The following is a 1,012-nucleotide window of genomic DNA, read 5'->3' on the forward strand; positions in this document are numbered from 1 at the left end:
ATTAAATACCGTTTCACATGCATAGAGACTATCTCCCAAGATACAAATCGGTAGTCTTTTAAATATTTTTTTTATTTTCTTTGCCAGCCTGTCGAAGGCTTTTAATTCACAATCTTGCTTAGAAACATTTTCTGATTCATTTTCGATAAATTCGGAGGCAATACTGAAGACCATATCCCCCACGACAAGCTTGGCTTCAAGTACATGGTGCATATAAAGTACGTTCGTTTCTCCTGTTTCTTTATTTGTATATGCCCGTCTCAGGCAGTGTTTACAATGTTTCTTATGAAAGGTGTGTAATCCAGTTCCATCAATGATGACACCCCAGTACTTTCCTTCAATTCGATAAGACTCGAGAGACCTTTTTTTCAATAATTCTTTAATCATATACGTTCTAATTTTTTCTAATTCATTTACATCTAAGCCAGATAAAAAGTCGTTAATTGTATCATAATGTGGAAGTTCTTCAAGAGAATCTAAGCCTAACACCTTCCCTACATTTTTAATACATTCTTCTTTATTAAAACTCTCACTCATGTTTCTCATGGATTTTAGGCCGGTCATATTTTTCAACATCATCGTAAATAAAAGGACCTCTGGACCATAAGTGATATAGCTTTGATGTCGGTGGTCTGCTACCTTTTTTAGGTTATTCATCAGGTCTCTGAAAAAATGCTTCTGAATTTTAAGGAACTCAAAAAAATAATTTGCTTCTTTTTCACGATTTCTTTTTTCTTTTCTAGTAACCAAAATAAAAACCCCCTCAAAACAGCCAAGTTTAATTAGGGCTTGCTGAACGAATCAAATTTTAGCTTGTATTCGACTTGTCACTAAGCCATGCCAAAATATTCGTCCAGCAAGCTCTAATTATTTAAATTATTACATATTTAGCCGCATTTTTGGGGGGGGGAATAGTTAAATTATCACGAAAAATTTTTACTCCTCAGAGCTGTAGGATCAGGCACCGCGTAAACTTCCCCATAAACACGAGTCTCCCCATAAAGTGCTGGAT

The 1,012-nt window shown here is 35.1% G+C and carries 1 protein-coding gene; it reads right to left on the reverse strand.

From position 1 onward, the window contains the following. Positions 1 to 750: transposase family protein (locus tag H7C19_RS34100; protein ID WP_185673548.1), on the reverse strand; the 750-nt coding region annotated here is incomplete at its 3' end. Positions 751 to 1,012 lie beyond the last annotated feature (262 nt).

Origin of the sequence: Cohnella nanjingensis (genome assembly GCF_014212125.1) — a bacterium.
Taxonomy (GTDB): Bacteria; Bacillota; Bacilli; order Paenibacillales; family Paenibacillaceae; genus Cohnella; species Cohnella nanjingensis.